Origin of the sequence: Nonomuraea maheshkhaliensis, from assembly GCF_039529435.1 — a bacterium.
GTDB classification, from domain to species: domain Bacteria; phylum Actinomycetota; class Actinomycetes; order Streptosporangiales; family Streptosporangiaceae; genus Nonomuraea; species Nonomuraea maheshkhaliensis.
This window is the reverse complement of record NZ_BAAAMU010000101.1, coordinates 26,754-36,471: the sequence shown is the minus strand read 5'-3', so window position 1 is coordinate 36,471 and position 9,718 is coordinate 26,754. Positions and strand designations below refer to the sequence as shown.

9 protein-coding genes are annotated in these 9,718 nt (G+C 72.5%); 7 read left to right on the top strand and 2 right to left on the bottom strand.

All coding sequences use genetic code 11. The features are described 5' to 3' along the window. Nucleotides 1-423, bottom strand: a 423-nt coding sequence (locus ABFX54_RS42445; RefSeq protein WP_346112584.1) for a hypothetical protein, incomplete at its 3' end; no start/stop codon positions are given. Between the two features lie 1,181 nt (nt 424-1,604). Between ABFX54_RS42445 and ABFX54_RS42440 the strand changes: the two genes are divergently transcribed. After that, entirely contained in the window at nt 1,605-2,534 is a 930-nt protein-coding gene (locus tag ABFX54_RS42440) for a phosphotransferase (protein WP_346112582.1), read from the top strand. Between the two features lie 74 nt (nt 2,535-2,608). Next, nucleotides 2,609-3,229 carry an L-threonylcarbamoyladenylate synthase gene (locus ABFX54_RS42435; protein ID WP_346112581.1) on the top strand — a complete coding sequence of 207 codons (621 nt, stop codon included), beginning with the start codon at nt 2,609-2,611 and terminating at the stop codon, nt 3,227-3,229. A 19-nt stretch (nt 3,230-3,248) separates the two neighbouring features. On the opposite strand, the gene ABFX54_RS42430 is transcribed toward ABFX54_RS42435, so the two are convergent. Further along, nucleotides 3,249-3,704, bottom strand: coding sequence for an MmcQ/YjbR family DNA-binding protein (locus ABFX54_RS42430; protein WP_346112580.1), 456 nt, complete (start codon nt 3,702-3,704; stop codon nt 3,249-3,251). A 139-nt stretch (nt 3,705-3,843) separates the two neighbouring features. Here ABFX54_RS42430 and ABFX54_RS42425 point away from each other — a divergent pair, with 139 nt between their 5' ends. The 5 genes from ABFX54_RS42425 (at nt 3,844) to ABFX54_RS42405 (ending at nt 9,690) form a co-directional block, all read left to right on the top strand. Beyond that, nucleotides 3,844-4,329: a SigE family RNA polymerase sigma factor gene (locus tag ABFX54_RS42425; RefSeq protein ID WP_346112579.1), complete on the top strand. Its 486-nt coding sequence runs from the start codon at nt 3,844-3,846 to the stop codon at nt 4,327-4,329. Beyond that, nucleotides 4,326-5,498: a hypothetical protein gene (locus ABFX54_RS42420; RefSeq protein WP_346112577.1), complete on the top strand. Its 1,173-nt coding sequence runs from the start codon at nt 4,326-4,328 to the stop codon at nt 5,496-5,498. The genes ABFX54_RS42425 and ABFX54_RS42420 overlap by 4 nt, the downstream gene beginning before the upstream one ends. 168 nt (nt 5,499-5,666) lie before the next feature. Beyond that, nucleotides 5,667-6,599, top strand: a complete 933-nt coding sequence (locus ABFX54_RS42415) for a sulfotransferase domain-containing protein (RefSeq protein ID WP_346112576.1) — start codon at nt 5,667-5,669, stop codon at nt 6,597-6,599. Nucleotides 6,600-6,668: 69 nt separating this feature from the next. After that, entirely contained in the window at nt 6,669-7,835 is a 1,167-nt protein-coding gene (locus ABFX54_RS42410) for a peptidogalycan biosysnthesis protein (RefSeq protein ID WP_346112575.1), read from the top strand. Between the two features lie 49 nt (nt 7,836-7,884). Then, a complete protein-coding gene (locus tag ABFX54_RS42405) occupies nt 7,885-9,690 on the top strand; it encodes an AMP-binding protein (RefSeq protein ID WP_346112574.1) in 1,806 nt (601 codons plus the stop codon). The last annotated feature ends 28 nt before the right edge of the window (nt 9,691-9,718 follow it).

Sequence of the window (9,718 nt, the reverse complement as noted above, 5' to 3'; positions counted from 1 at the left end):
GGCGCCCTCACGCAGCCGCCGCCGGTCGTCCTTGCTCAGCAGGCGCGGGTCGCGGCTCGCGTCCGTTCGCGGGGGCCATTCGTGCCGCGCGGCGCCGGTCCGCCAGGCGAAGGTGTAGAACGACGACAGCACCGCTCGTTTCCTGGCCACGGTCGCGCGGGCGAGGGGCCGGCCCGGGTGGCGCACGGCCACGGTGAAGCCGGCGGCGAGCGCTGCCTCGCAGTAGGCGTCCAGGTGGGCGGTGGTGACCTCCGCCGCGTCGACGTCCGGCTCGGCGGCCCACAGCCAGCGCAGGAACGAGGCCAGCACCTGCAGTCGCGTCTGCCGCGCGGCGGTGGAGACGTTCTCGCTCAGCCAGGCGATGGCGGTGCGGCGGGTCTCCGGGGGCAGCCCGTCCACCAGATCGACATCGGCGCCCGGCACCTGGCCTCCGTCGCCGGGTGCCCGGCGGGGTCGCAGCCCCTCGACGTCCTCTAAGCCGGCGCCTCGCGCCTGACCGGCCGCCTCCGGCCCGCCCATTCCGGCCGTACCATGACCGAACGCACCGAACCCGGACGTGCCGGGACCAGACGTACCGGCTCCGGACATGCCGGGCCAAGACGCGCCGAGATCGGGCGTATTGGTTGGGGACGCGCCGAGCCCTGCCGCGCCGAGCCCGGCGACACCGGGCCGAGCAGGACCGCGGCCAGACGCATCAGGCCCGGATGCATCGAGTGCGGCAGCACCGGCGCCGGTTGCCCCCAGCCCGGCCGCGTTGAGCCTGGACGCGGTCACGCCGAGCCCAGAGGCGGTCACGTCCAGCCCCGGCGCGGTCACGCCGCGCTCCGGCCCGACCTCGCCGGGCTCGGTCCCGTAGCTGTTCCACTCGGGCCTGTATCCGCCGAACCCGGGCCTGCGTCCACCGGGCTCGGGGTTGTGGTCGCCAGAGCCGGGCTCATCCGCGCCGGTTCGTCCCGCTTCATGGCCCGCGATCTCGTCACCGGTCATCGTCCGCCCTGCCGCCTTCCACCCGGCCACCGCCGGTCCGGCCGGCCCAAACCCGGCCTCGTCCGGCCCGGCCACCTGCTCTGCTCGGCCGAGTCCGGTCACTTGCCCTGCTTGGCCCGACCCGGTCATTTGCCCAGCCGGGCCACGCCCTGCCACCTGCCCTGCCAGACCCAGCTCGGCCAGGTGCCCGGCCGGTGCGAGTCCGGGCGCCTGCGTCGAGGTCTGCTCCGGCCTCTTGATCGTCCCGCCTGCCATGGTGAGTGCTTCCTCCGGCTCGGTGCCGGGGGTGGAGGCGTCATGGGTTCGGGGCGTGCTCAGCACTCGACCGTACCCGCCCTCACCGGCCTGACCTGCCGCGTCATGGACGTCGCGGAGGTGCCGGTGTCCGTCGGGCGGCTGCGGGGGTCGCGGCGGCCTGAGCCAGGCAGTTCAGTCATGAGCTTGATCTTCTCACGGAGCGGCCCTTCCCAGCCTCCTCGACCGATTCTTGTAAGCCCTCACCCATGCCTTGGTCAGCACGGACGGGAGAATCGGCCGGTTGCGGGGGTCGGTCCATGGCCGGGTGGGGCAGGTGGCGCCGGGTGGTCCGGGTGGGCGTACGTGCCAGACTACGACGGATGCGGGTGGAGGAGACGAAGGCGATCGCGGCGGCGCTGGGCGTCGAGGTGGTCGCGACCAGGACGCTGGCCGGTGGGTTCTCACACGAGACGAGCCTGCTGGAGCTGGCCGGCGGAGGCGCCGTGGTCGCCCGGCTGGGCGGGCCCGACCCGGTCGTGGAGGCCGCGGTCATGGAGCTGGGCCGTCGTCACGTGCCGGTGCCTGAGGTGCTGCTCGTCCTGCCGTCCGTGGCGGGCGGGCGTCCGGCCATGGTGCTGGAGCATGTGGCGGGCACGCCGCTCGACATCGTGCTGTCCGACCCCGGCGCGGGTGAGTTGCGGGCGTTGGGGGTCGAGGTGGGGCGGGTGGTGGCGAGGATCGGGGTCGCGCGGTTCGACCGGCCGGGGTTCTTCGGGGGTCCCGATCTCGCGGTCGCCGCCGGCCCGCCCTGGTCCGAGCAGTTGCCCGCGTTCGCCGAGAGCAGCATGAGCAAGGTGCCGCCCTCCCGCCTCGATCCGGCGGTACGGGCGGCGTGGGCGCGGTTGTGCGCGGCGCACGCCCCGGCGCTCACCGGCGTGGACGAGCGGGCCAGGCTCGTGCACGCTGACATCAACCCCAAGAATCTCCTGGTCACGCGGGCGGCGGACGGCTGGCGGGTGGACGCCGTGCTCGACTGGGAGTTCGCCTACGCGGGCTGCCCCTACGGCGACGCGGCCAACATGCTGCGGTTCGGGGCCGACTACCCGGCCGGCTTCACCGAGGGCTTCCGGGCGGGGTTCGCCGCGCAGCTGCCCCCCGACCTGCCGCCTGACGACGACTGGGCCTATCTGGGGCGCGTGCTCGACATGTTCGCCCTCACCGACCTCGTCACCAGGCCCGCCGGGCATCCGGTCGCCGACCGGGCCGCCGAGGAGATCAGGCGGTGGGTGGCCGCAGGCGTTCCCCGCTGACGAAACGTCCGCCCGGCCCGTACGGTGCGAGCCGCGGGTCCGGCCACGGCGGGTTCGCTTCTAAGATCCGAGGTGTGGCCAAGTACATCGATCTGCATCCGGACAATCCTCAGCCTCGCCTGATCGGCCAGGTCGTCGAGCTGTTGCGCGGCGACGGGCTGATCGCCTACCCGACGGACTCGTCCTACGCCCTCGGGTGCCGGCTCGGCAACAAGGAGGGCATCGACCGGATCAGGGAGATCCGCCGCCTGAGCGACGACCATCACTTCACCCTGGTGTGCCGGGACTTCGCGCAGTTCGGGCAGTTCGTCCATGTGAGCAATGCGGTGTTCCGGCTGGTCAAGGCGGCGACCCCGGGCGGTTACACGTTCATCCTGCCCGCGACCAAGGAGGTGCCCCGGCGCCTGCTTCATCCCAGGAAGAAGACGGTCGGCGTGCGGATCCCCGATCACGTCGTGACGCAGGCGCTGCTGGCCGAGCTGGCCGAGCCGCTGCTGTCGAGCACCCTGCTGCTCCCCGACGAGAGCGAGCCCATGACGCAGGGGTGGGAGATCAAGGAGACGCTGGATCACGCGCTGGACGCCGTCATCGACGCCGGCGAGTGCGGCGCGACCCCGACGACGGTCGTCGATCTGTCGCAGGACGAGCCGGAGATCCTGCGCCGGGGCACGGGAGATCCGTCCCTGTTCGAGTGAGCGTGTCCGTGATCCGCCGTCATCGCGGGCGACGTGGGGTGGCGGTGGACGGCGGGTGGGCGCGGAGCCAGTCGGCCGCCCGGCGGGCCGACGCCCGTGACAGCCAGGCGTCCTGGACCACCTCGGCCAGCTCCGCGCGGGTGAGCTCACCGATCCTGGCGGCGCGCAGCAGCACCGACGCGTGACCGTCGAAGTGCGGGGTGGTGAAGAACGGCGACGTCTCGTCCTGGACCAGCGCCAGCTTGTCCGCCTCCGACTCGACCCAGAAGACGATCACGTCCGGGTACCGCTCCCCGGTGTCCGGGTCCACCGCGTCCGGGCGCGGGTTGCGGAAGAAGACGAACGACTTGCCGCCCACCTGGTAGATCGGGTTGTCGCCGGTCCCGGGCCAGACGGTCACGTGTGGCATGGACAGGGCCAGCTCGTGCACGTCCTCGACGCGGGCGGGCCGGTCTCCGTCGTCGGTCTCGGTCATGGTCCCAGCGTAGGCGGCAGGGCCCGCGGGCGGGCTCCGGTGACATGACAGAGTTCCCTCGGTGACGCCGGATTCGCTGGATTCGCTGGATTTCGGGGCAGGCCCCAACCGTTCGCGCCCTCCAGGGCGTCTTGTCTACATGAGGGATTCCGAGGCGTTCGAGGCCTTCGTCGCCGCCTGGCACCCGAGGCTGCTGCGTGCGGCCATCCTCATCAGCGGTGACAGGCATCTGGCCGAGGACGTGCTCCAGGAAGCCCTGATCAAACTGGCGCGCCGCTGGACGAAGGTGCACACGGATCCGGTCAACTACGTACGTACCACCTTGTACCGGGACGTCGCGTCCAGACGGCGCAGGCGGCGGGAGTTCGTCTACGAGGAGCCGCCGGAACGACTGGACCAGGACACCTCCGAGGAGTCGGACCTGAAGCTGGTCTTCGCCCGCGCGCTGGCCAAACTGCCGGTGAAGCAGCGCGCGGTGCTCGTGCTGCGCTTCTACGAGGACCTGCCCGTCGGGGAGGTCGCCGCGATCCTGCGGGTCTCCCCCGGGACGGTGAAGAGCCAGACGCACGCGGCGCTGAAGCGGTTGCGCGAGGTCGCTCCCGAGCTGGAGGAGGTGCTGATATGACGGACCAGAGGCTGCGGGAGCTGTTCGGCGAGCTCGCCGAGACCCTGCCGGAGGGTTCGTCCAGCGCGGGAGAGTTGTGGCGGCGGGGCACGCGGGCCCGCCCCCCCCGCCGGTTGACGGCGGCCGCGGCGGTGGCGACGGTCGCCGCGGTCGTCGTGGCCGGGATCGTCATGACGCCGGAACCGGTCGAGCGCGGCGTCGCCGTTCATCCGGACGGCTCGCCCGCGGTCACGACACCGTCCGCTCCCGCCGTGGACGTCGCGCCGCCGCCCGGCGGCGAGGCGGCGCTGCCCGTGCTGGCGACCGCGCTGCCGGAGCGGTGGGCCGGCGTCCCCGTCATGCCCACGGTCTCCGGGGCCGTCCTGGCGCTGGCCGAGTACGGCGACGGGCGGATCTACGCGTTGAAGGCCGACGGCCGCGTCCCCCTGGACGTGAAGCTGGACCAGGCCGTGGACGCGACCGGCTCCCCCAGCCCGCCGCTTGTCCCCAACTCGCTCTCCCCCGACGGGACGATGGCCGCCTTCCCGCAGAAGGACGCGGTGGTGGTCGTCGACCTGGTGGTCGGCCAGGCCAGGCGATACCGGGTGCCGGGGTTCAACCAGGTGGTGCTGTGGCGCGGTGATCGGCTGCTCGTCGAGCAGGCGGCGGCCAACTACCTGCTCGACCTGGCCACCGGAGACGCCACGCGGCAGTTGTTCAAGGGGTTCGCGAGCGCCGCGGGCTACGGCGACCTCAGGATCGTCTCGCCCGGCACGGGCCGCAGGACGCTCATCCGGCAGGGTGACCGGGAGCTGCGGCTGGACGTGGGCGGCATCACCGGCCAGGGCCGGATGCCCGTGCGCGGCCCTGGCGACCACGGGTGGCAGCGCGACGGCCTCGTGGCCAGGTCCGCCCTCGCGCACGACGACCGGCGGGGCCGGGCGGACGTGGTCGTCGTGGCCGACACCGCCACCGGACGGGTGGTCAGGACGCTGCTCCTGCCCTGGGGCGATCAGCCCGGCGCGCGCTGCGGGAAGAGCGGCTGCGCGGTACGCGGCTGGTACGGCCCCGACACGGTGATCGTCGAAAGCGGGGACAGGCTGCTCGGCTGGAACATCGGGACCGGAGCGCTGTCACGCCTCGCCGAGCTGCCCGAGGAGGTGACCGCCTACTCCCTGCGCAGCGGATGATCGGCCCGGCGTCGGCGCCCGGGGTGCGGAATCAGCGCCTCGGGAATGGCGCATGCCGTCATTTTGATAATTCGTCACATGCGAACCGGGCTGATGGCGTCGATTCGCAATAAATACCGGCATTAATGTATCTTCCGCAACTCGCATACTGTGTTTAAACTCGCTTTCGTGACGACACAACTGGCTCGTTACCTCACTCCAATGGAGGACAGCTCCAGGTGGGACGGTTTCGAATTCCGTCCCGGCGACATCGTCATCAATTCTCCGGCGAAGTGCGGCACCACCTGGACCCAGACGATCTGCGCACTCCTCATCTTCCAGTCACCCCGGCTGCCCGCCCCGCTGTCGAGCCTCTCACCGTGGATCGACATGCTCGTACGCCCGAAACAGGAGGTCTGGGACCACCTGTCCGGGCAGCGGCACCGCCGTTTCATCAAGACCCACATCCCGCTCGACGGCATCCCGATCGATCCCCAGGTCACCTACATCACGGTGGGACGCGACCCGCGCGACGTCGCCATCTCCCTGCGCAGCCACGGCAAGAACCTCAAACGCGACGTGATCCGCCGGCTGATCCACCAGGCCGCCCACCCCGGCGGCGGGGCGGCCGACGCCCCGGTGGACGGCCATGACGACCGAGACCTCCTCGACGAACGCACCTACCTGATGCGGTGGGTGGACAACGACGACCCGCCGCACGTCAACCTCGACTCGCTGCGCGCGCTGATCTGGACGCAGAGCCGCGCCTGGGTCCGGCGTACGGAACCGAACGTCGTCCTGCTGCACTACGCCGACCTGTCCCGCGACCTGGCCGGCGAGATGCGGCGGCTCGCCGGGCGGCTCGGCGTCGAGATCGACGAGAGCAGGTGGCCCGAGCTCGTCGAGGCCGCCACGTTCCAGCAGATGCGAAATCGCGCGGACGAACTCGCACCCGACGAGCAACTGGGTTACATCCGCGACCGCAAACGCTTTTTCCGCAGCGGTAAGTCCGGCGAATGGCAGCAGTTCCTCACCGCCGAGGATCGGGCGCACTACGACCGCAGGGTGGCCGGCCTGGCCGAGCCGGACCTGCTCGAATGGCTCCATCACGGGGCGGGCTGACCACATGACCACCCTGTTCGGATAACGCACCAGGAAATACGCAATATGCCGCAAGAAGTGCCCGGGCCCGTGACGATCGAACGCGTTCCCTCGCTCTCCGGCGTCGCCGGGCGTGCGTGGGACGACGTCGCCGACCCTCGGGACCTGTTCCAGAGCCGTGCGTGGCTGCGGGCTCTCGAACGTACCGGTGAGGCGCCCGTCATGTACCTGATCGCCCGCCGGCCCGGGCACTGCCGCATCCTCGGCGCCCTGCCCCTCTACGACTCGCTGCCCAGCCGCGGCGACTACCTCTACTGGCCCGAGCTGCACTTCCAGGACCTGCTGCGGGCCGCGAGCCCGGCCGGCGGGCGGCTGGGGCTGCTGGCCGGTTCCCGGGCGGGCTTCGGGACCCGGCTCGTCCTGGACCCGGCCCTCACGGCCCCGGCCAGGGCCGTGGTCCTGCGCGCGCTCAGGGACGCGGCCGGCGCCGTCGCGGCCGAGCGCGGGCTTCCGTACACCTTCTTCCTGTTCCTCGACGCCGCCTCGTGGCGGGAGCTCGCGCCGGTCACGGGCGACGGCGACCGGCACCGGCTGGCCGGCGTCGCCCAGACCGAGCTGGAGCTTCCCGGTACGTGCTTCGCGGACTACCTGGCGACGCTGCCGCGCAACACGCGTACCAGCGTCCGCAGGGAGGCCGGGCACTTCGCCGAGGTCTGCGCGACCGAGACCGTCCCTCTCCGCGAGGCCGTCCCGGCCGTCGCGCCGATGATCGCGAACGTGCGGGCCAGGCACGGGATGGCCTACAGCGTGGACACGGTCGCGGGGCGGCTCTCGGCGTACGCGTCCGCGCTGGGCGACACCGCGGCGCTGGCCGTGCTGTGCCGGGTGCGCGGCCGCGTGGTCGGCGCCGGGGTGCTGTGCCGGTGGCACGACCGGCTGTACGTGACGGACTTCGGGCGGGTGGACGACGAGAGTCCTGACCCGTTCGTGTACTTCAACGCGGCGATCTACGAACCCATCAGGCACGCGTACGCCATGGGCCTGTCCAGGATCGTCACCGGCGCGGGGGCGGAGCTGGGCAAGGCCAGGCGCGGCGCCGCCGTGCTCCCGCTGGTGCACGTGGCGTGGCCGGCGAACGGCGAGCCCGGGAACGGCGCGGCCGGCGCCGAGCCGGCGCAGAGCCGCAGGAAACACTGGCGCGACCTCCGCGCCGCCCACCCCAGGTACTTCCACCCGGTGTGGGACGAGCTGCTGTGACGCGACATCGATCGGACGAGCGGGAGTCGTGCCCGCGAGGGAGGCCAGCGTGAGCCGACGGGACGAGCCGACCGGCCCCGCCCGCGACACCACCAGCACTGCCGTCACCACCACTACCTACGCGGACACCAGTCTGGGAGTGCTCGGGCGGGCGCCGCGTGACCCGGGCAGGGTCGCACTCGTGCACGAGGACCGCGAGCTCACGTTCGGCGAGCTCGCCGCGCTCGGCGCGGACGTCGGCGAGGTCGTGCGGCGCCACCGGCTGGAGCGCCGCGTGGTGGGCGTGCCCGCCGAGCGCGGCCCGGAGTTCGTCGCGCGACTGCTGGGGCTCTGGGGCGCGGGCGCCGTCCCGGCGATCCTCGGGGACTGGGGTCGTGAACGGGTACGCGGGGCACTGGCGGTCACCGGCGCCGCGGCGGTCTTCGCGCCGTCATCCACTTCCACCGCCGATCTGGAGGTGCTGGACACCTCCAGGGACGGCCGCGCCGGGGACGACGTGAGTCATGTCCTCTTCACGTCCGGGACGACGGGCAGGCCCAAGGGGATCGTCGTCGGACGGGCGGCGTTCGAGGCCGCCTGCGCGGCGTTCTTCGAAGAGCTGCCCATGGACGAGTCGGACCGGATCGCCTTCCTCAGCAGGCCCGGCCACGATCCCAGCCTGCGGGAGCTGATCGCGCCGTGGGTCACGGGTGCGACGTTGTACGTCCCGGGCTCGCGCACGGCCGGCGATGCCCGGCTGGCGGCGGACTGGCTCGCCGCGCACTCCGTCACCGTGCTCCAGGGCTCGCCGGTCCTGCTCCAGCTCATGGCGGGCGCGTCCCCGCGTCCCGTACAGAGTCTGCGGCTGGTCTGCTCGGTGGGGGCGCGGCTCACGGCGGCGGCGCTGCGGGCGACGGCCCGGTTCGCGCCACGTGCCACGATCGTCAACTGTTACGGCGCGTCGGAGACGCCGCAGGTGGTGTGCGTGCACCGGGTTCCTCCTGGCCAGGGGGTCACCGGCGAGGACCCGATCCCCATCGGACGCCCGCTCGGCCACGCCACGCTCAGGATCGTCCCGGAGCCCGCGCAGAACGGCGGCGTGAGTGATGGTGCGGGGCTGGAGGGCCGGTTGCAGGTGGAGTCCTCGGCGTGCGCGCTCGGCTACACCGGCGGGGCTCCGCTGCTGACCACCGACCAGGACGGGCGGCGCTGGTACGACACCGGCGACGTCGTCCGCCTGCTGCCGGACGGCGACCTGTGCTTCCTGCGGCGGGCGGACCGGCAGGTCCAGGTCAACGGCACGCGGGTGGAGCTGGACGAGATCGAGGGCGCCGCCGCCCTGGCCCCCGGCGTGGCCGGCGCGGTGGCGACGTTCGTCGAGGACGGGGCGGGTGTGGGAACCGTGCGCCTGACCGTCGTACGGCGTCCGGGGGCGGCGGTGGACGGCGAGGAGGTCCGTGCGGTGCTCCGCGACCGGCTGGACCCGGCGGTCATGCCGTCGAGCATCGAGGTGCGCGACGAGGCCCGTAACGACGCCAGGAACGACTCCTGGGACGACGAGCCGGGCGAGGATCGGGCCGACGCGTGGGGCGATGAGCGGAGCGACGGCTGGGACGACGAGCCGGGCGAGGACCAGGCCGGGAAGTTGTGGGCGGTCGTGGAGGAGAGCGCGCGGTCGGTGCTCGGCCGGAGCGGGATCGACCCTGACGGCGGCTTCTTCGAGGCCGGTTTCACCTCGATGTCCCTGATGCGGTTCGTGTCGGAGGTCTCCATCCGCCTGGGCAGGGAGATCTCCCCGGTGCTGGTCTTCCGGTATCCCACTTTGCGGGCTTTCGCCGATCACCTGCGGGAGACCCTGGACGACGACCTGACCTGAGGCACCCGGCTCGATCTTGGTACGCGGC

Coding starts and splice junctions, on each gene's coding strand:
- ABFX54_RS42430 (WP_346112580.1), bottom strand. CDS start 3,704: ATGACCGAGACCGACGACGGAGACCGGCCCGCCCGCGTCGAGGACGTG.
- ABFX54_RS42420 (WP_346112577.1), top strand. CDS start 4,326: ATGACGGACCAGAGGCTGCGGGAGCTGTTCGGCGAGCTCGCCGAGACC.
- ABFX54_RS42425 (WP_346112579.1), top strand. CDS start 3,844: ATGAGGGATTCCGAGGCGTTCGAGGCCTTCGTCGCCGCCTGGCACCCG.
- ABFX54_RS42440 (WP_346112582.1), top strand. CDS start 1,605: ATGCGGGTGGAGGAGACGAAGGCGATCGCGGCGGCGCTGGGCGTCGAG.